The organism is Caballeronia sordidicola, assembly GCF_002220365.1.
Lineage (GTDB): Bacteria > Pseudomonadota > Gammaproteobacteria > Burkholderiales > Burkholderiaceae > Caballeronia > Caballeronia sordidicola_C.
This window is the reverse complement of sequence record NZ_MTHB01000123.1, coordinates 1-18,715: the sequence shown is the minus strand read 5'-3', so window position 1 is coordinate 18,715 and position 18,715 is coordinate 1. Positions and strand designations below refer to the sequence as shown.

Genomic DNA, 18,715 nt, shown 5'->3' with positions numbered 1-18,715 from the left:
CATGACTAGACGGTAGAATCGGCAAACTCATATGAGCGAGATTCATGAATGGCCCGCGAAAATCTCAATGACTTGCTGGCGTTCGTCGCCGTGGCGCGCGAGCAAAGCTTTACCAGGGCGGCGGCCAAGCTTGGCGTGTCGCAATCGGCGCTGAGCCACACTATCCGCGGGCTCGAGTCGAGGTTAGGGCTGCGGCTCCTGACGCGCACGACGCGCAGCGTCTCGCCCACGCCTGCGGGCGAGCGACTGCTTGCGACCGTGGGGCCGCGGTTTGACGAGATCGATGAGGAACTGGCTGCGTTGAGCGAGCTTCGCGATAAACCCGCCGGCACCATTCGCATCACAGCAGACGAACATGCTGCGGCAACCATACTTCAGCCAAAGCTGGCTGAAGTGCTGCTCGACTATCCGGATATCAAGGTCGAAATCATCGTTGACTTTGGGTTGACCGATATCGTCGCGCAACGGTATGACGTTGGCGTTCGTCTCGGCGATCAGGTGGCGAAAGACATGATCGCTGTGCGTATTTCACCGGACATGCGCATGGTGGTTGTCGGCGCGCCGTCTTACTTCGCAAGACGAACGCGGCCGAAAACGCCTCATGACCTGACAGGACACAACTGCATCAATCTGCGGCTGCCAACCTATGGTGGTTTGTACGCCTGGGAGTTTAAAAAGGCAGGGCACGAAATAAAGGTGCGCGTGGACGGTCAGTGGATTTTCAACGGAACGAACCAGATGCTCAATGCCGCGCTAGCCGGCGGTGGTCTTGCTTATATTCCGGAAGATCTGTCGCAGCCGTATATTGCAGAAGGACGCCTCAAGCAGGTTCTCAAGGACTGGTCTCCGGTCTTTCCAGGCTATCACCTGTATTATCCGAGCCGCCGCCAGTCTTCACGCGCCCTGGCTGTGCTGATCGAAGCGTTGCGCTACAGTTCCTAGCGCGACAATGTATACCGCTGGTGTGAAACTTGAACTCGTCCCCGCTTTGCAGCAGGGACCCTCGTAAAAGGACAGGGTAACTCCATGGATAAAATCGACCTCTCCACCGTCTATCGAGGCTACATTGCCTGCCTGAACAAGCAGGATTGGCTGCAATTGGGACAGTTCGTTCATGAAGACGTGCACTACAACGATCAGCGGATTGGCTTATCAGGTTATCGCGCAATGCTGGAGAGAGACTTTAGTGAAATTCCGGACCTCTATTTCAACATTCATTTGCTGATTTCCGATTCGCTTTGTGTAGCGAGCCGGCTAGGTTTCGTCTGTACACCAAAGGGAATATTCCTTGGCCTTCCTGTGCACGGGAAGAAAGTTTCCTTTACTGAGAATGTGTTCTATCAATTTCGCGAAGGAAGGATCGAGCAAGTATGGTCAGTTATAGATAAGGCGGCTATCGAAGCTCAGCTTTAGTGCGATAAATTACCCACTCTCGTCATTAGGCGCGATTGCTTATCGTCGATTGTTATGATCGGATGTTCGAACCACATCAAACGTTCGCGGCGAACCGAAGAAGTCTGCTCAGATCGACTTCGATCCATGAATTTTCTCGCCGGTTGTGAATTGCCCCTGTGGTAAAGATCGTCGAAAATCGGTCGCGAGCCGACGATAAAAACATCGCTCCAAGTTAGACTGTTCCGCGTCAATCGAAGTCCCTGAAGCGTAGGTGCGACCGTCGTACCTTTGAAGCAGCCGTTGAAGTCGCGTCAGGTCGAAGGGTGGAAGCGGGTCGACTTCTGCCCGACGCGGACCGGATAATGGCGGACCGCTCCGCCAGTTCAAGGTCGGACCGGGTTCGGTTGGATTCGGTCATTCGATACCCATGCATACCTTGTTGTGGATCGACTAGTTTTGCGGGCTTCGCTGAACGTTCAGGTTGGTATCGAAAAACGTCAGCGCTGCATTGCCTATGTACTCGTGCAGGTTGGTGCGGTCTATTCCAGGCGCATCGATACACGCTTCCGGCCACGTGTCCCTTCCTTCCTGGTCGCATTCGTTGGCGAAAATTTCATGGTCGACCAAGCCTGGCATCACATCCAGTTGAGCGTGGGGAGCATACTTGGCCGCGAATTCGGCATTCTCTTCAGGCGGCGCCTGTGTGTCCCTCGCGCCAACGATGATATAGGCGGGCACCTTCAGTTGAGCAACTCCTTGCTCGTCCATTCCGAAGCCCGGCAAGTCACCTGGCGCCATCGCGAAAACCGCCTTGACCCGGCTGTCGGCCACCTTGAGCGCCGGCTTGGCGTCGAGCGGCAACGCCTTGCGCAGTGACGCCGGCACCAACGCGTTGTTCTTCCAGGCGCGTTGATAGGCGAGGTACTTGTCTGGGTTCACCATTGCGCCACCAATCCAGAGCGACGTGAAGCCTCCCTGCGAATGGCCAGCGACGCCGATTCGATTCGGATCGATATGCGGTCCCCAGGCTTTATCGTTCAGGAGAAACGTGATGTCCTTGCTGATGTCGACAGGGCGTTGCCAGAGCTTGCTCCTCGTGTACATGATCGTTGCGTCGTAAGTGTTGGCGCGGTAGTGATACAGCGTGGCCACGATATATCCGCGCGACGCCATGAACTCGGCAAACCAGGCGTAGTAGATTCCGTTACTGCCATGCCCATGCGAGAACATGATGAGCGGACGTTTTATATTGTCGGACACCACGTGCGCGTTCTTGTAGAGGTGCAGGTTGGTAAAGAAAACCATGCGCGTCGGCACGTCGGAGTTGTTAAGTACAGCTGGGTAGAACAGCGTGAGCGCCAGGTGCCGGTTGCCCTGTGCCTTGTCCACGTATTCCAGCTGTTTCATCCCGACTGGATAGGGAGCGCCAGGCTGGATGGTTTGCGGGAAAGTCGTTGCGGGCCACGTGGCCACGCAGCAGGACAGGAGCGCTATTGCAGGACGGATGAATCCGCGTTTCGCCAGCAGAGCAAGGTTCATTTTTTCGTTCTCCCGACAACCAGAGTGACTTGCGTTGTGCGTGAACTCCGCTGGTTTAGCGGGCCGTGGCAGCGGACGACAGGCCTTAAACGAGGGCAGTGTGACTGCGCCGCCGTGAGGTCATACGGTAAGACATAAGCCAACGAAAGCACGAGCGACATAGTGGAACGGCTGACTCAAAGAAGCTTCGGGCCTTGCGGCTTTCTCGGCAAGCTTATCTCCCGGAAGCGGGCGCCTGATATCTTCACGCACCTGACGCGAGTCTGCTAGTGCGAGCAGGACTGCAAGTGTGCGCCGAATTTGCGGTACCCGTAAGCCCTTTGGCTGCAGCGTAGGCCGTGCGAGTCGCCGCTCGATTAATCCTCGTTGTCCACAATATTCCCGCATTTGAAACGTCCTCATTTCAGGGACCTGAGCAATGGCGTCGCGCAAGCCACGCCATGCTTCGCCACGCCCTCTGGAAGCGCCGCAGTGATCCAGGCGAAGCGAGTTGTATCGGGCGAGACTTTCGATCTTGCAACGGCCCCGGCTTTTTGGACATGACATTCCTTTCAATTTTCACTAGAGGCCTGACTGATGAATACCGACTCGATCGAAAAATTTCTTCGTGAAGCCCGAACCGCCAAGGGGCAAAGTCCCCTTCAAGATGCACAGGTCAATGCTGTGATCGATCGAGTGTGGGCTTCACAGCGTTATCCGGAAGATGGTGGTCCACGTGCCAATCCGGACTGTGATCCAGCCGATTATGCCGGCTACGGTTTTTCAATATTTCCCGCCCAGGGCGATCTGATCTACCTGCTTTGCCGCGCCATACGCGCGAAGAAAGTGGTGGAGTTCGCGACCTCGGTCGGATTTTCGACGCTCTATTTCGCTGCAGCGATGCGCGACAACGGCGAAGGTACGGTGATCGGTTCCGAACTGGTTCCGTCAAAGGTGGCGACCGCAAGACAAAATATCGCCGAAGCCGGATTGAGCCGCTATGTGGATATTCGCGAGGGCGACGGTCGCGAGACACTCAAAGATCTTGGAGGTCCTGTCGATTTCGCGCTCATCGATGGTTGGCCGCTGGCGTCGGGACCATCGCTAGCCCGGCAGGTCATCGAGATCGTGGCGCCACAACTCAGGATTGGTGCCTTCCTGATGAACGATAACGGCGAGCCGGACTATGTCGACTTCATTCGGGATCCTTCGAACGGCTTTCTGTCCGTCAATTTGCCCATCAAAGGGGGGACGGAGCTCTCGGTCAAAATATCCTGACGTTTAATTGTTCGTCAAATCCATCCAGTCAATTCGTTTTGCGCCGCTTTATCGCGGCCGAAGAGATGTCTACATTTGCACCAACGCAAATCGATTGGTCCGAGAAACAGCCAGTCATTGTCCACGGTACCCAATCTCTTCAAGGAAACGATCATGAGCAAGCTCACAGGTAAGGTAGCCGTTGTCACAGGCGCGTCCAAGGGTATTGGAGCCGCTATCGCCAAGGCACTCGCAGCAGAGGGCGCTGCGGTCGTCGTCAACTATGCAAGCAGTAAAGCGGGCGCCGATGCCGTTGTTGCAGCGATTACCGCGGCGGACGGACGAGCAGTCGCCGTTGGCGGCGATGTGTCGAAAGCAGCAGACGCGAAAGGTATTGTCAACGCGGCCATCGAGACGTTCGGACGCCTCGACATCCTGGTCAACAATTCGGGTGTCTACGAATTCTCACCGATCGAAGAAATCACCGAAGAACACTTCCACAAACAGTTCAATACCAACGTTTTAGGCGTGCTGCTTACCACGCAGGCCGCCGTGGGTCATCTGGGCGAGGGAGGTAGCATCATCAATGTCAGCTCTGTCGTCAGCCGCATTACGCCGCCAGCAAGTGCCGTCTATAGCGGCACGAAAGGCGCAGTCGACGCGATCACCGGCGTGCTGGCGCGAGAACTGGGCCCCAGGAAAATTCGGGTGAACTCGATCAATCCCGGCGTAGTGGTGACCGAGGGTACCCAAAGCGCAGGGATAATCGGCTCCGACCTTGATGCGTGGGCGCTTGCCCAGACTCCGCTTGGCCGACTGGGCCAGCCGGACGACATCGCGTCGATCGCAGTGTTTCTTGCGTCGGACGACTCGCGCTGGATGACGGGTGAACACGTTGTCGCGAGCGGCGGCATGCGCTGATCTGGACGGGTGATTGTGCCCGGCGTGGAGCCACTGTGGTTCCGTCGGGCGTCAAACGCAGCGGCCGGCCGAGCTCGGCGGGATAAGGTTGCTTCCGAATCGACGTTGTGACAGGCAGATCTCTTGGCGGCCGCCGCTAGCGACGGCCGCTGCGCCCCCACACGTAGCGCACCCAACGTTGCCACCTGCCCTTCGGTGGAGCGACGGCGTTGCGCGCTGCGTGCGCTTCGCGGTCGCGCTCGACGCTCTTCTGAACCTGTTCATGGATCTGGCGTAACGTCAGGCCGCCGGGGCCCTTCAGTTTGTCGGGATCGGGATTGTCTGTCATGGGAATGGCTTGTTCCTGTTGAGTCGACTTGATCTTGATACAGATAGGCAGTCGCGGCAAGCACGCGGCAAGCAATTTAACGGCCGGGGCGCAGCGGAATAGACGCAGTCCGGAACGATACATAGCGAACCCGGAAGCACTGATGGATCAGAACAGGCGCTGACCAGTCCGTCTTCAAATCTGCAGCACTGGCACAATCGGGGAAACCTTCGATTCACTTGGAATCCTCATGCCAGACGCTGTCCTGTCTTCTCCGCCGTCGCCTTCGCCGGCTATCGGCCCCTTATTTGCCCTGTTTCCCTTCCTGCGCCCTTATGCCGGGCGATGGGCGCTTGCGTTCCTGGCGCTGGTGACGTCGGCGGGGGCCACGCTGGCGTTGCCGGTGGCATTCAAATACCTGATCGACCGCGGCTTCGCCGGGGGCGATCGGGCACACATTGATCGCTATTTTCTCGCACTCTTAGTTGTTTCGCTGATACTGGCCGGCGCCACGGCGCTGCGCTTCTACCTCGTATCCTGGCTGGGCGAGCGAGTCACGGCTGACCTGCGGCGAGCAGTCTACGACCACGTGCTGGAGATGAGTCCGCAATTCTTCGAGACCACGCAGACCGGAGAGGTGCTGTCCCGGCTCACCGCCGACACCACGTTGATCCAGACAGTGGTGGGCACCAGCCTGTCGTTGGGATTGCGTAATTTCTTCCTGCTTGTTGGCGGCGTGGCGATGCTGGCGGTGACCAGCCCGGTGCTGTCGGCCTACATTATCGCCACGCTGGTGGTGGTGGTCGCGCCGATCGTTATCTTCGGCCGGCGGGTGCGCCGGCTTTCGCGCGCGAGCCAGGACAAGGTAGCAAACGCGAGCGCGGTGGCGGGCGAGGTCCTTAATGCCATGCCGACCGTGCAGTCGTATACGCAGGAGCCCTTCGAAGCGTGGCGGTTTGGCGGTGCGGTGGAGTTGGCCTTTGAGACGGCGCTCAAGCGCATTCGAGCGCGCGCCTGGTTGACCGCGGTGGTGATCGTGCTGGTGTTCACTGCGATTGTGTTCGTGCTTTGGCTCGGCGCGCAGGCAGTGCTGGACGGGCGGATGACGGCCGGTCAATTGTCCCAGTTCATCCTCTACGCGGTGTTCACAGCCGGTGCGGTGGGAGCGGTCGCCGAAGTGTGGGGCGATCTCCAGCGGGCCGCCGGCGCCACCGAGCGGCTATTGCAACTGCTGTCTGCGCGCTCGCCGGTGGTGGAGGCCGAAACGACCGTACCGCTGCCGACGCGTGGCGAGGGCATCCGCTTCGACAACGTCAGCTTCTCGTATCCATCTCGCCCCGGTATCGCTGCACTTTCCAGCCTCTCACTCGACGTACGCTCGGGAGAGCATGTGGCGCTGGTGGGACCGTCCGGGGCCGGCAAGACCACCCTGTTCCAACTGCTGCTGCGTTTCTACGATCCGCAGGCTGGTGCCATTCACATCAACGGCGTGCCCACGCGGCAAGTGCCGCTCGTCGAGTTGCGCAGGGAGATCGGGGTGGTGCTGCAGGAGTCGGTGATCTTTTCTGGCAGCGTGCTCGACAACATCCGCTACGGCGCGCCCGAAGCCACACTCGCGCAGGTGCAGCGGGCTGCCGAAATGGCCGCTGCGGCTGGTTTTATCGAAGAGCTGCCGCAAGGTTACGACACGTTCCTGGGCGAGCGCGGCGTGCGACTGTCTGGCGGACAGCGCCAGCGCATTGCGATTGCCCGCGCGATCCTGAAGAATCCGCCTATCCTGCTGCTGGACGAGGCCACCAGCGCGCTCGATGCAGCGAGCGAACGGCTAGTGCAAAAGGCGCTCGACAATGCCGCGCAGAACCGCACTACGCTGGTCATCGCGCATCGCTTGGCTACGGTGCAGCAAGCGGACCGCATTGTCGTGATGGAACAAGGCCGCATTGTCGCGCAGGGCCGTCACGCCGAACTGCTTCTAAGCTCGCCGCTCTATGCGCAGTTGGCTGCGCTGCAGTTCGGTGAGCATCAAGGGCAGATGGGGCAGAGCGGTGCTGTGCGCGACCGTGTCGACTCTGCGTGAAGCTGAGTGAGCCGTCATCGGCCAGCGGAAATCGGTTTCTGCCACGGAAGTTTTCTGGCCGCGATCAGCAGTTTGTCGACAGGACCGACCGATCGTGCCCTGTTGTCATGCCAACATCGCGACTATACGCAATCAACTTCAGCTCCTGCGCGACATAGTATTAGATTGATTGATACTGTCGTCCGACATGCTATTTTCTTGAATTTGTCTCTCTACACTTGTTTCTAGGCGATGACCCACGCGCCGCGATAACAAAAGTCCCAGGAGATAAAAGTGAGCAAACAGATTTTGCTGGAGGATCTTCCTCTGCGCCGCTTCCATCTGCGAGTGGCGTTTAGCGGGACGGGAGGCCAGTTCAGCGACGGCTTCGTGCTGGGGATCATCGGCATCGCGGTGAGCATGGCCTCCGTGTCGCTTCATTTGACGCCGCTTTGGATGGGATTGCTCGGCGCAGCATCCCTGGCGGGCCTGTTCCTCGGGAGCATGTTCGCCGGTCCGATTGCTGACAAATACGGACGACGAACCATTTTCGCGTTCGACATGTTGTTGTTCGCGGTCATATCGGCGGCGCAATATTTCGTGACTTCGCCGGAGCAACTGTTGGTCCTTCGCCTGCTGCTGGGACTGATTCTTGGCGCTGACTACGTGGTAAGCAAGTCACTCGTGACCGAGTTCTCACCACGCCGTTACCGTGGCCGCTTGCTCAGCGTGCTCGCCGCCGCGTGGGCTGCGGGCTATGTCTGCGCCTACCTCATCGGATTCGTCGTCCGCGACATTGGCCCCGACGCATGGCGCATCATGCTTGCCGCGAGCGGCATCCCGGCACTGCTCATTCTTCCGTTCCGGCTGGGCGTGCCGGAGTCGCCGATGTGGTTGATGAAACGCGGGCGGCGCGACGAGGCGCTTTCAATCATTCGTCGCAAATTTGGGCCCGAAGTCATCATCCCTGAACCGTCGGTTATATCCGAGCAACGGCGCGGCGCATGGTCGGAATTGCTCTCGCCCCGCTGGCGCAAGAACACGCTGGTCGGTTGTGTGTTCTACACCTGTCAGGTCGTCCCGTATTTCGCGCTGGGCACGTTTTCCCCGAAGGTGCTTCAGGCCTTGCAGGTCAAGGACAACTTCGTAGGCGGCTTAATTTATAACGTCCTGCTTTTCGCGGGAGCGATCGTTGGTCTCTTGATCGTCGACAAGCTGTCGCGCCGTGCATTCCTCATTGGAACTTTCTACCTCGCAGCGGTGGCTCTGGCGATACTCGCTTACGCGGGATTCGGGCCGATAGGCACCATGGTCGCGTTCGGTGTGTTTGCCTGTATTCTCTCAGCGGCCGCTAATCTTGAGTTTGTGTATCCGCCCGAACTCTTTCCAACTCATCTGCGTGCATCTGGTGTCGGGCTGGCAGTCGCTTCCAGCCGGTTCGGTTCGGCTATCAGCACGTTCCTTCTTCCGCTAGCGATGCAACACGTTGGCATTCACTCGGCACTCGGTGTGTGCGTTGGTGTATTGGTATTCGGTGGTGTCTTTTGCCACGTGTTTGCGCCGGAAACGGGCAGTGAAAACCTTTCGGACATGACGTCCGATCAAAGTAGTGAAAGCGAGTCTGTAGCCGAGGGCGGACGTGGTGCCGCACTTGCCGCTTCGTCGGACGGCAATTGAAAATGGCAACAGTTGAAGCTCCGACGCGCCGCGCAAGATGACGTTTCCGGCGGCGTCATGCCAGGACAACATTGGGAAGAGCCCATCATGTCGTCGAACAAACCAATTGATATGCACGCGGTAGAAGTCTTCGTTGCTGTCGCGGAGGAGGGGAGCATGTCGGGGGCAGCGGCGCGGATGGGCATTTCCCAATCGGGTGTCTCCCAGATCATCCGGCAACTCGAAGACGAACTCGGCGTGGTCCTCGTCAATCGAACCACGCGGCCGCTGGCGCTGACGCCGTTCGGCATAGCGTTGCGCAACCGTGGCGCGATACTGAACGAGGAAATCGCGAACCTGAAAGCCCAGGTCGTCGAAGCAGGGCAGGGAATCAAGCCCGACTTGCGTATCGGACTGGTCGACTCGTTTGCGGCGACTTGCGGCTCGGTCTTTACCAAGCATCTGCTGGGGAAAGTGTCACAACTGTCCATACGTACCGGATTGAGTCCTCAACAGGGCGAGGCGTTGCTACGGCGGGATCTGGATCTCATCGTCACGAGCGACGCGCTGATGGACGCCAACGACGTGGTGCGTTACCGGCTCTTTTCAGAGCGATACCTTGTCATCACGCCAAAAGACCGGCCCAGGTCTGTCCGAACCGTCGAAGACGTTCGAGCGCTGGCAAACTCGCTTCCAATCGTACGCTTTAACCGGAACTCTCAGGTTGGCATGCAGATCGAGCGCTACCTGCGTCGAATCGAGCTGCGTATGCCGATCCGTCTGGAACTCGACAACGCCGATGCGCTGACTTCGATGGTTGCCGAGGGTATCGGATGGGCCGTGACTTCGCCGATGTGCCTGCTGCAAGGCGCAGCGTATGCGAGCGAGGTTGCCACACATGTGGTGGACAACTTGGGGCTTGAGCGGTCGCTTTATCTGGTCGCGCGCCGTGACGAATACAGCGCATTTTTCGAAGATGCATGCGACACGGCGCGCGAAGTAATTGAAACGTCTTTCCTGCCCAGGCTGAAAGCGATGGGGCGGGGCATTGAAGAACTGATTACTGTTGGTGAAAGGAACTCACATGAATAAGCTTGCTCACACTGAATCACGGACTGAATCACGGACTGAATCACGGACTGAATCACGGACTGAATCACGGACTGAATCACGAACCGAGCGCGACTACGTTGGCGAAGTCACCATACCCGGCAACAAACTGTATGGTGTCAACACGGTAAGGGGTATCGAAAATCTCAGCATCTCTCCTCTTAGCATCGCGCACTATCCGCAGTTCCGGGATGCCTTTGCACAGTGCAAGTGGGCTGCCGCGTTGGCCAATCGTGATAACGACGTGCTTACTGCGCAGCAGTGTGATGCGATCGTGCGTGCGTGTCAGGAAGTCATTGAAGGAGGGTTTGATGACTCGCTCATCATCGATCTGCTGGAAGGGTCCGGTGGAACCTCGACGAACATGAATTTCAACGAGGTCATCGCCAATCGGGCGCAGCAGCATCTGGGGCACCCCCCCGGGTCATACGACGTGATTCATCCCAATGACCACGTCAACCGTTCGCAATCGACGAATGACGTGTATCCGGCTGCTCTGAAGATCGCAACGCACGCGATGCTTGGGCCGCTCGTCACGGAAATAGAGCAACTTGCTTCGCACTTCGACGCAAAGGCGACGGAGTTCGCCAACATCCTCCATCTCGGTCGCACGTGTCTGCAAGATGCACAGCCGATGCGACTGGGACAGGTTTTTGGCGGCTACGCGTCGCTTACCCGACGCCTGGCGGAAGAGCTCGCAGCCGTGCGCGACAAACTGCGCACGCTCCCGCTTGGCGGTACCGCGATAGGTACGGGTTTTGGCGCACCAGCAGGATATCGACCGGCCGTCTATCAGCATCTCTCGAGCATCGCCGGCGTGGAATACATGGCACCGTCGAACCCGTTCGACGCGATGCAGAACATGGACGTGTTTTCTCGCGTTTCGGGCGAACTGCGTACCTGTGCGGCGTCTCTCGCGAAGATCGCGTCGGATCTGACGGTGCTGTCATCCGGCCCGGTAGGCGGCTTGGGGGAATTGCGTCTTCCTGAAGCTCAAGCCGGCTCGTCGATCATGCCGGGCAAAGTCAACCCGGTCTTGCCAATGGCCATGATCCAGTTGAGTTTTGCTGTCGTCGGGAATGACGTTGCGGTCGCGCAGGCGGTTCAGTATGGTGAACTGGAGATCAATCACTTCGAGCCTGTGGTGGCGTCCCGTGTGTTCGACAGCATCATGCTGCTGACTAACGGGATCCAACGGTTCGCGCAAAAATGTGTTGCCGGCATCACGGCCGATATCGCGCGAAACGAGCAACACCTGATGGATTCGATGGCCATGGCGACCGCGCTCGTGCCAAAGCTTGGATATGCTCGTGTTAGCAAACTGGCTCGCCAGTCAGTGGCGGAAGGTCGCCCGCTGCTGATTATTCTGGACGAGTCCGGGCTGCTCGCCAAAGACGATACGTTGGTGGCCATTCACAAGGCCTCGCATCCGGTTTTCGACGTATGAGCAAAAGTTGATGGTATTGGTTGGCCGCTACACTTATTTGACGAAGCGTCGGCAAGCGGACACCCGGAGATTGAGGCGAGCCATCAGACCTCCCGTTACCAGATGGCCGTGGGTTAGAGCGAGTGGCAGGGGGGCGGCTACGAAAGTTGAGCTTGAGACCGGATTCGGCGGGAGGCGGCTACTAAGGCGCAGCTGCTAAAATCGACCCAATTCCCGATTTAAGCGTCTTCGAGTAAGCCAATCATGAAGAGTAGTCCCAAAGGCGGCCTTGTCTATTCCACCGATGGCGGCCGGATGTGTCCCGAGTGCCGGCAGGCGCTCGCGGAATGTGCCTGCAAGACGGTTGCCAGGACACTGCCAGTAGGTGATGGCGTAGTGCGGGTGACTCGCGAGACCAAGGGCCGAGGCGGCAAGAGTGTGACGCTCGTTAAAGGGCTGGCGCTCGATCCGCTTGCCTTGGCGTTGCTAGGCAAGCAGTTGCGCACGGCCTGCGGTTCTGGTGGAACGGTCAAGGAAGGTGTGATTGAAGTGCAGGGTGACCATTGCGAGCGGGTCATCGAAACGCTCAAAAAGGTCGGCCACAACGCGAAGCGGGCCGGGGGCTAATCGCCCGTTGCATACGTGGGTCGGCGCGCCCGGTGGCGCATGCGAGTGAGTGCGCCTACTCCCATCCCTGATACCCGGCTGGCTGCGCCGAATTGCCGTAACCTGCGGGGTACGGCCGACGTAGTTCGGGCGGCGTGTACATCTGGTTATATGCCGGATAGGCAGGCGGTCGGGCCACTATGACGACCTGCCGCGCCGCGGCTTGAGTGGGCGGCCGAGGTACGTAGGCGGACTGCGCGTAAGCCGGTTGGTACTGAGCGGGCGGATACTGCGCGGGCGCGTACTGGTTAGCTTGAACGGCTCGAGGCTGCGAGGGCGGCGCCCCGTATTCCCGCCCAGAGTACCCGCCTGACTGCTGAGACTCTGTCGACCCTTGGTTATAGGCTGGCGCCGCCGCGTATTGCTGGGGCTGCCTATTCTGATATGGCCGAGGTTGTCCGTTCTGCGCCGCTTGAGTTCGTTGCTCCGCGGCGTATTGCGATTCCTCGTCATTTTCCGATTTTGCTTCCGGCAATGCCTTCACGGCTTGCGTCGGAATCAGTATCGGTGGCTCGGATGCGGTGGCAAACAGCTTCATCGACGTAGTCCGCGTAGAAACCTGCTTTAAAGGCGCAGATTGCGCTTCAGCCCGCTTGGGCGGCATGATCTGCACCGAAGCCTGCTTCGACGACGCGGCCGGCGCAAGGACCCGCCTCGGCGGCACAGACTCGACTTGCGCGTAAACATGCCTCTGCTGCACGGGTGAGACTTGCGCGGGAACGCGCTTCAGCGCAACAGGCTCGGTCTTTGCGACGACCTGTCTGGACGGCGTGACTCGCGCAGCAGCCATTCGCTTCGGCGGTCCAACCGGCGCGGATACTTGCCTTGGCGACGCGGCTTGCGCTACGACTCGCCTTGGCGGTGCAACCCGCTCAACAACCGGCTTCGGCGATGCGGGCATGGCCGGCGCGGCAAGCTGCTTCTGCGGATGTTTCACCTCGTCACCTAAGCTCGCATAGGATGTCGAGTCCTCCCTGGCGCGCGCGTTATAGCCGATGAAATACGCATAGCGCAGGTCCTTCAGGCGCGCCTGATTGTCGCCATCGGCGGAGACGCGTTCTTCGCCGGGATCGAGAGATGCATCGACGGTCGAGTCTTCGTAGGCCGAGGCTGCAGCGTCGGCGGCACGGGCGGGTTCGGGATGCAGCGCGCCCACAGAGGACATCAGCGCGGCGGCGACCGCGACGAGCACTTTCTTTTCCATACTTTCACCTCGGAATTCCGTGCGGCAGGCCGCGTGAAATTCTCCAATCTCCGGACCGGACTTTCAGTCGTGTCTCCGGGATATCGACTCTTTTCCGCACGTCCTGAAGGGCCCGGGATGATGTTTCGGCGGATAACCCAGGCGAAAGACCCTATGCCGAACAACCATAGCTGTACCGACGTCGTCGGTCCGGAAATTTTTGCCTGCTCTGGCGGCCAGTGCACGCATCCGACACGCTGACGCCCCAGTCTTGCGACAACAGAGGCTTTGCCGCGCCGGTTTGCGCCGGCGCGGTCCCTCAATCCGGTGGTCCAATCGAACTGAAGCCAAGCCGGCAACTGCGTGGATCTACCTGGCTAGCTGGGAAAATCGGCGCTCAGGGTGGTGGCTTCCCATGCGGCAATCTCGGCGCGCAGAGCCTCCAGCTTGGTTTTGACCCGCTCCAGCCCGTTGCTGCCCAGGATCAGATGGCCCGGAGGCGTTGGCGACTGCACCGCGGCGATGATAGCCAGGGCCGCACGCGCCGGGTCGCCTGGCTGCTTGCCACTTCCGGCTGAGATGGTAGCGCGGCGCTTGCCAGCGCCCGCCTCGTACGCCTCAATCGGCTTCTTCGCTTGCTTCAACGAACGTCCTGCCCAATCGGTACGGAACGGCCCGGGCTCAACCGCCGTAACCTTGATCCCAAAGTCGGCTGTTTCGGCGGCCAACGCTTCGCTCAGGCCTTCCACCGCGAACTTGCTGGCGGCATAGTAGCCGCTTCCCGGATTGCCGATCAGGCCGCCAACGGACGTGATGTTGACGATGTGTCCGGCGCGCTGTGCTCGCATCGCGGGTAACACGGCCTTGATGGTATCGGCAACGCCAAAGAAGTTGACCTCGAACATCTCGCGCACGTCGTGATCGTCGCCTTCCTCGACGGCGCTCAGGTAGCCATAGCCGGCATTGTTGACCAACACGTCAATACGACCGAATTGTTGCAGGGTTTTTTTAACCGCGTTTTTGATCTGACCGGCTTGGGTTACATCGAGTTCGAGCACCAGTGCGCGCTCACCGTAGCGCTCACCAAATTCTGCCAGGGAGCTGGGTTGACGAGCTGTCACGACGGCACGCCAGCCTTTATCAAGAACGGCAAGTGCGAGCTCTCGGCCGAATCCGGTGGAACAGCCGGTGATAAACCAAACGGGTGCGGACGAGAGAGCGTGATCGGTTGGCATGAGGTTCCTTTTGACGAGAGCCGCGCAGCAGCCAAACCACACGGCGGGGGTAGCGGGACAAAAAGTATCGCATGTTGGAGCGCTCAGCGTGGTCGGCTGCTCGCCTGCATGTCATCGCTCCGATGACCGTTGGGCCGATGCTGCTTCGCGACGGACTTTCACGCAGCGAGCGACGCGGATTGCTCGCGGAACTCAGAAAATAACCAGTTCAGAGCAAATCGTATAGGTAGGCGTTGGGTTTCGGCCTGCGAATTGGAAGCTTCCTACTTGTAAATCGGTGGCGAACGAGTTGTTGCGAAGATGACCGTAGCATCTACGAGCAAAAGCAAGCTCGGTGTCGCAAGAGGCGGCCCAAGGGGAGAAGCGCGGCAGAGAAGCTCGACGCTAAAAACGAAGGCGCCGCACCGCCGACTATGGCGCTTTCCCGGGGGTGTTACCAAAGGGTTGCTGCGGCAGGCTATTCAGGTCTCTTCCAGGCACACGCTGAATGTCGAACGTTTTCAATTGACCGTCTTGCGCGCCTGTATAAACCGTGTCGACGTCCAGATCGAAGTCGGTGATGATGACAAGGAAGCCGTCCAATAATCCCGATGGCTCCGCGCCGGACTGCGGATTTCTGGCGAGGGACCGGATGTCGTCGCAGTCGAACTTTTGGACGCGATCGGCACCGAGTTGCACATAAGTGAATGACGAGACAAACCCTGCGGACTTTGCATCGGTACCCGCGGTAGCCACTTTCACCTTCAAGACCGCCGTCACGTCAGCCGGGTTGTGCACATTTACCGTGGCGAAGTACTGACCGGCAGCCACGAGTCCCTGGCCGTTCTGGGCGGCGTCCGTGGCAGGAGCGCCGCACACAAATTTTGCCGGATACTCGCGGGCAGCCGCAGCGAGCGGATCGTCGATCACCCGCAGGGCGAATTCTGCATCCGGATGCGGGGCTGCTTTGATGAATGCAATACCACCCGGATAATTATTCGGAGTGCCATAAATACCCGTGCCAGCACTGTTCGGGGGATTCGGTGTGATCTGGGTCATGACGGCGGTATAGGTTTGCCCGACCGTAACCGCGACACCGCTGAAGTCAAAATTCAAGAAGCCGTACAGGCCCTGCGGTGCAACCGCTTGCCTCGTGGCAAGGACGGCTCCCGATGTTCCGGAGCCCCTGAACAGGGCCAGCTGAAAGCTTATCAAAGGGAGGCAACTACAGGTGCTCGTCCACATACCGACAGACTTGAGTACGCTCCTGTCGGCAATGAAGCTCTGGCCCGTCGGCGCAAAAAGTTGGATGTTGACCGAAAAATTGCTGGTCGAGGCTGTCGGGTTGCCGATGACGATGTCGGCAAAGGCGAATCGCGCCGCGAGCAATAACACGATCGAAAGAAATGAAATGCGCTTCATTAATCGAGCCCCCAGCGCAGCGGACCTGATTCGGCACGGTGAACTCAATGCGAATGGCGCAAGCGCACCCAGACCATGGTTTTTTATAGTCTGGATTTGCTATGTTAACCAGGCCGATCTGTATTTTTGGCGTGATAGAGCGGCGTTGTGTCCGCATTGCACGGTGCGAATCAGCCAGCTTTCGAGGCTGGCGTCGGGTTTGCGCACGATTGCACGTGTCCTTGACGCTTCACCCGGTACCGATCACGTCAAGCCGTCGACGTCCACCATTGAAACAGTTCGGCTCGCATCTTCGGCGCGAAGGCACTGCTGTTGCAGAGCGTCGATAAAAAAACGCTTCAGGCGGCATCTAATCGATTGAAAATTGCACAAATGGCCCAGCAGCCGATTTTGGCTCTTGCGGCGCTCTTTTACTATCTTTACAACCCTCCGCCATTGTCCAGGGCCAACATCGTTTGCGGCATCAATCCCTGAAGCCGCCGACGCAACTGAGCGAGCGCCCGACCGTGCAAAACCTGAAACTTATCCCTATTGTGCTGACCGTGTTAGTTGCGGCGCAACCGCTTCTGGCGCACGCCGACGTAACCGTGAAAATCGGACAGGTCTCGCCATTGACGGGTGAACTGTCCCACATCGGCAAGGACGACGAAAATTGGATATCGTCAACTACGATGTCCGGTTGCGCGACAACTATGATGGCCGGTCGACGGGGGTAATTGTCGCTGTCAATTGGCTATAGTTGTCGCTCCGTTGTGGTCGTCTGTGGGTAATTGACGCCGCCGCTCTTTCTGTCTGTCATTGGCGTTGCGGCGCCGATAGCTTTCGACATTCAGTTCGAAGATCGTCGAGTGATGAACGAGGCGGTCTATGGCGGCGACGGTCATACCAGGGTCAGGAAACACGTCATTCCACCCCGAGAATGGTTGATTGGCCGTGATGAGAAGACTTTTTCTTTCATATCTCTCGGCTATCAACTCGAACAGCACGCTGGTTTCGGCCTGGTCCTTTCTCACGTACGACAGATCATCCAAGATGATCAGATCGAAACGATCGAGTTTGGCAAGTGCCGACGGTAATTGCAGGCTCTTTCGCGCCACCTGAAGCTTCTGCACCAATTCGCTGGTGCGGGTGCACAAGACCCGATAGCCCGCGTCGATCAGGGCGTGACCAATCGCTGATCCCAAGTGACTTTTTCCTCCACCGGGTGGCCCAAACAGAAGGATCGTGGCACCTTTCTCAAGCCACGCATCGCCTGTGGCCAGCGCCATGACATGTGCCTTCGATACCATGGGCACGACGCTGAAGTCGAACGTGGCGAGAGTCTTGGTCGGATCCAATTGTGATTCGACGCGATGGCGTTCCAGTCTGCGTTTTGCACGTTCAGCTAATTCGTGCTCGAACAATGCGCCCAACAGTTGCGATGCTTGCCAGCCTTCTTTGTCGGACCGTTGGGCGAAGTCAGACCACAGTCGACCGATTGTTGGCAGACGCAATTCGTTGAGCATCAGTCCCATGCTGCCGGTGTCGTACGTCGGTGCACTCATGCGGCCACCTCTTCGTCAAGCAATGCGTCGTAGATCGAGGCGTCGGGCATCTCGACTAATACAATGGGACATTCGGCCTGGCGCGGAGCAAATTCTGCGAAGAGCGCTTCCAAATCGGGCAGATCTCCGAGTTCCAGCAACACGTCAAGCCGCTGGGCCAGTTCTGCCTCTACGCCGTAGTTGCCGGCAAGCTCCAGCAGGCCCACGATGACCTTGCACGCGTTGCGCGGGCTCAGTGCTTGATCCAGGCACTCCCATGTCCGGCGGTACGCCTCGCGTGGAAACAGATCGTCACGAAACACGAGGCCCCTGAAGGCTTGGGGTTTGCGTTTGAGCGACTCAATAAAATGTCGGTAATCAATTGCACGCCCGCGACCTGTGCTCGTACGCCTGACTCGCGCCGTGCTGTGCACGAGCGCTCCCGACAGATAGCAATCAAGCCGATCGCTGTAGAGGCGTACCTTCAAGCGATGCCCGATTAGGCGTGAGGGCGCGCTGTAGATGCTGCCATCCACCGTAAAAGTGCCGCTGCGCGTCACGCGCCCTTCGTCCTCAACAAAGTCGGTGGTACGGTGTTCAGGCAGATCCATGAGGTATGTGCGCTCGACTTGAAACGCCGCGGCATTGCGCCGGTTGCGGCGCATCACCACGCCGCGCACAAACTCCTCGTAGGCCGGCCGATCATCGAAATCGCGATGACCACGTAACTCCAACGCCTGATCAACTGCGTCCTTCAAGTAGCGATGCGAGGATTCCACGCTGCCATTCTCGTGCCCCAAGCCACGGTTGTTGCGCGTGCCTTCCATGCCATAGTGCCCAAGCAACGCCGCGTAGCGAACCGTAAAGTCGTCCTTCTCCTGAAGGTTCTTAAAAGCTGCCGACAGACTGTCGGAGCGGTGCTCGCTGGGGCAGCCGCCAGCCTGCCATAAAGCGCTCTGCAATCCTGCTGCCAACGCCTGGAAACTCTCTCCGCCGTCAACGACGCTGGCGTATTCCCAGCGCGAGAACGCCAGCACAAAGTGATAGAGCAAATGTCCGAA

17 protein-coding genes are annotated in these 18,715 nt (G+C 58.8%); 10 read left to right on the top strand and 7 right to left on the bottom strand.

The genetic code is table 11. The annotated features are described in order from the left end of the window. Positions 1-48 precede the first annotated feature (48 nt). Both BSU04_RS19780 and BSU04_RS19775 read left to right on the top strand, forming a co-directional pair. Entirely contained in the window at positions 49-942 is an 894-nt protein-coding gene (locus tag BSU04_RS19780; RefSeq protein ID WP_089162222.1) for a LysR family transcriptional regulator, read from the top strand. A gap of 84 nt (positions 943-1,026) precedes the next feature. Continuing rightward, positions 1,027-1,413 (top strand): ester cyclase, encoded by a 387-nt coding sequence (locus BSU04_RS19775; protein WP_089162221.1) that lies wholly within the window; start codon positions 1,027-1,029, stop codon positions 1,411-1,413. A 432-nt stretch (positions 1,414-1,845) separates the two neighbouring features. Here BSU04_RS19775 and BSU04_RS19770 read toward each other — a convergent pair whose 3' ends face one another. Beyond that, positions 1,846-2,934: an alpha/beta hydrolase family protein gene (locus tag BSU04_RS19770; protein WP_089162220.1), complete on the bottom strand. Its 1,089-nt coding sequence runs from the start codon at positions 2,932-2,934 to the stop codon at positions 1,846-1,848. Positions 2,935-3,510: 576 nt separating this feature from the next. Between BSU04_RS19770 and BSU04_RS19765 the strand changes: the two genes are divergently transcribed. Continuing rightward, on the top strand, positions 3,511-4,191 hold the full coding sequence (locus tag BSU04_RS19765) for an O-methyltransferase (RefSeq protein ID WP_089162219.1): 681 nt from the start codon (positions 3,511-3,513) through the stop codon (positions 4,189-4,191). Positions 4,192-4,344: 153 nt separating this feature from the next. Continuing rightward, entirely contained in the window at positions 4,345-5,091 is a 747-nt protein-coding gene (locus BSU04_RS19760) for a glucose 1-dehydrogenase (protein WP_089162218.1), read from the top strand. Between the two features lie 136 nt (positions 5,092-5,227). Here the strand turns inward: BSU04_RS19760 and BSU04_RS19755 are convergent, their stop codons facing one another. Further along, entirely contained in the window at positions 5,228-5,419 is a 192-nt protein-coding gene (locus BSU04_RS19755) for a hypothetical protein (protein ID WP_089162217.1), read from the bottom strand. Between the two features lie 229 nt (positions 5,420-5,648). Here BSU04_RS19755 and BSU04_RS19750 point away from each other — a divergent pair, with 229 nt between their 5' ends. The 5 genes from BSU04_RS19750 (at position 5,649) to BSU04_RS19730 (ending at position 12,273) form a co-directional block, all read left to right on the top strand. Continuing rightward, complete coding sequence (locus BSU04_RS19750; RefSeq protein WP_089162216.1) at positions 5,649-7,475, top strand: ABC transporter transmembrane domain-containing protein; 1,827 nt, start codon at positions 5,649-5,651, stop codon at positions 7,473-7,475. A 273-nt stretch (positions 7,476-7,748) separates the two neighbouring features. Then, positions 7,749-9,131 (top strand): MFS transporter, encoded by a 1,383-nt coding sequence (locus BSU04_RS19745; protein ID WP_089162215.1) that lies wholly within the window; start codon positions 7,749-7,751, stop codon positions 9,129-9,131. A gap of 87 nt (positions 9,132-9,218) precedes the next feature. Then, entirely contained in the window at positions 9,219-10,202 is a 984-nt protein-coding gene (locus BSU04_RS19740; protein WP_089162347.1) for a LysR family transcriptional regulator, read from the top strand. After that, entirely contained in the window at positions 10,195-11,667 is a 1,473-nt protein-coding gene (locus BSU04_RS19735) for an aspartate ammonia-lyase (protein ID WP_089162214.1), read from the top strand. The genes BSU04_RS19740 and BSU04_RS19735 overlap by 8 nt, the downstream gene beginning before the upstream one ends. Positions 11,668-11,910: 243 nt before the next feature. Beyond that, positions 11,911-12,273 (top strand): translation initiation factor Sui1, encoded by a 363-nt coding sequence (locus tag BSU04_RS19730; RefSeq protein WP_089162213.1) that lies wholly within the window; start codon positions 11,911-11,913, stop codon positions 12,271-12,273. A 55-nt stretch (positions 12,274-12,328) separates the two neighbouring features. Here the strand turns inward: BSU04_RS19730 and BSU04_RS19725 are convergent, their stop codons facing one another. The 3 genes from BSU04_RS19725 to BSU04_RS19715 all read right to left on the bottom strand — a co-directional run bounded on the left by BSU04_RS19725 (position 12,329) and on the right by BSU04_RS19715 (position 16,131). Beyond that, positions 12,329-13,516 (bottom strand): hypothetical protein, encoded by a 1,188-nt coding sequence (locus tag BSU04_RS19725; protein WP_089162212.1) that lies wholly within the window; start codon positions 13,514-13,516, stop codon positions 12,329-12,331. Between the two features lie 356 nt (positions 13,517-13,872). Beyond that, positions 13,873-14,730 (bottom strand): oxidoreductase, encoded by an 858-nt coding sequence (locus BSU04_RS19720; protein WP_089162211.1) that lies wholly within the window; start codon positions 14,728-14,730, stop codon positions 13,873-13,875. A gap of 411 nt (positions 14,731-15,141) precedes the next feature. Beyond that, entirely contained in the window at positions 15,142-16,131 is a 990-nt protein-coding gene (locus BSU04_RS19715) for a hypothetical protein (RefSeq protein ID WP_089162210.1), read from the bottom strand. Between the two features lie 312 nt (positions 16,132-16,443). On the opposite strand from BSU04_RS19715, the gene BSU04_RS46480 reads away from it, so the two are divergent. After that, positions 16,444-16,605, top strand: a complete 162-nt coding sequence (locus BSU04_RS46480; protein ID WP_179258371.1) for a hypothetical protein — start codon at positions 16,444-16,446, stop codon at positions 16,603-16,605. A gap of 251 nt (positions 16,606-16,856) precedes the next feature. On the opposite strand, the gene istB is transcribed toward BSU04_RS46480, so the two are convergent. Further along, complete coding sequence (gene istB / locus BSU04_RS19705; RefSeq protein ID WP_062172269.1) at positions 16,857-17,675, bottom strand: IS21-like element helper ATPase IstB; 819 nt, start codon at positions 17,673-17,675, stop codon at positions 16,857-16,859. Continuing rightward, a partial coding sequence (locus BSU04_RS19700; RefSeq protein WP_144021287.1) for a Mu transposase domain-containing protein occupies positions 17,672-18,715 on the bottom strand: 1,044 nt, incomplete at its 5' end. The genes BSU04_RS19700 and istB, both read right to left, overlap by 4 nt.

What these genes read in the sequence shown, in the direction of transcription:
- BSU04_RS19725 (WP_089162212.1), bottom strand. Translation starts at nt 13,516, where the DNA reads ATGGAAAAGAAAGTGCTCGTCGCGGTCGCCGCCGCGCTGATGTCCTCT.
- BSU04_RS19715 (WP_089162210.1), bottom strand. Translation starts at nt 16,131, where the DNA reads ATGAAGCGCATTTCATTTCTTTCGATCGTGTTATTGCTCGCGGCGCGA.
- BSU04_RS19770 (WP_089162220.1), bottom strand. Translation starts at nt 2,934, where the DNA reads ATGAACCTTGCTCTGCTGGCGAAACGCGGATTCATCCGTCCTGCAATA.
- BSU04_RS19735 (WP_089162214.1), top strand. Translation starts at nt 10,195, where the DNA reads ATGAATAAGCTTGCTCACACTGAATCACGGACTGAATCACGGACTGAA.
- BSU04_RS19720 (WP_089162211.1), bottom strand. Translation starts at nt 14,730, where the DNA reads ATGCCAACCGATCACGCTCTCTCGTCCGCACCCGTTTGGTTTATCACC.
- BSU04_RS19775 (WP_089162221.1), top strand. Translation starts at nt 1,027, where the DNA reads ATGGATAAAATCGACCTCTCCACCGTCTATCGAGGCTACATTGCCTGC.
- BSU04_RS19755 (WP_089162217.1), bottom strand. Translation starts at nt 5,419, where the DNA reads ATGACAGACAATCCCGATCCCGACAAACTGAAGGGCCCCGGCGGCCTG.
- BSU04_RS19750 (WP_089162216.1), top strand. Translation starts at nt 5,649, where the DNA reads ATGCCAGACGCTGTCCTGTCTTCTCCGCCGTCGCCTTCGCCGGCTATC.
- BSU04_RS19730 (WP_089162213.1), top strand. Translation starts at nt 11,911, where the DNA reads ATGAAGAGTAGTCCCAAAGGCGGCCTTGTCTATTCCACCGATGGCGGC.
- BSU04_RS19780 (WP_089162222.1), top strand. Translation starts at nt 49, where the DNA reads ATGGCCCGCGAAAATCTCAATGACTTGCTGGCGTTCGTCGCCGTGGCG.
- BSU04_RS19740 (WP_089162347.1), top strand. Translation starts at nt 9,219, where the DNA reads ATGTCGTCGAACAAACCAATTGATATGCACGCGGTAGAAGTCTTCGTT.
- BSU04_RS19760 (WP_089162218.1), top strand. Translation starts at nt 4,345, where the DNA reads ATGAGCAAGCTCACAGGTAAGGTAGCCGTTGTCACAGGCGCGTCCAAG.
- istB (WP_062172269.1), bottom strand. Translation starts at nt 17,675, where the DNA reads ATGAGTGCACCGACGTACGACACCGGCAGCATGGGACTGATGCTCAAC.
- BSU04_RS19765 (WP_089162219.1), top strand. Translation starts at nt 3,511, where the DNA reads ATGAATACCGACTCGATCGAAAAATTTCTTCGTGAAGCCCGAACCGCC.